Source organism: Pseudaminobacter sp. Soil_N_29, from assembly GCF_057656055.1.
The window spans coordinates 1-343 of sequence record NZ_JBDGLC010000045.1 but is presented as its reverse complement, the minus strand read 5'-3'; the positions used below and the strand labels follow the sequence as shown (position 1 = coordinate 343).

Here is a 343-nt window from a genome sequence, read left to right as displayed (position 1 = left end):
TCTCCTTAAGCTTCCAGCACCGGGCAGGTGTCACCCCCTATAGTTCGCCTTACGGCTTCGCAGAGAGCTGTGTTTTTGCTAAACAGTCGCTTGGGCCTATTCACTGCGGCTTTCCGTTAAGAAAGCACCCCTTCTCCCGAAGTTACGGGGTCATTTTGCCGAGTTCCTTAACCAGAGTTCTCTCGCACACCTTAGGATTCTCTCCTCGCCTACCTGTGTCGGTTTGCGGTACAGGCACCTTTTATCTCGCTAGAAGCTTTTCTTGGCAGCGGGGAATCAAAGACTTCGCTCCATAAGGAGCTTCCCCATCACAGCTCAGCCTTTACGATAAGCGGATTTGCCT

General features: G+C 52.2%; 1 rRNA gene. It reads right to left on the bottom strand.

The features are described 5' to 3' along the window. Window positions 1-343: ribosomal RNA gene (locus AC3A4H_RS23670) — 23S ribosomal RNA — on the bottom strand; the annotation flags it as partial.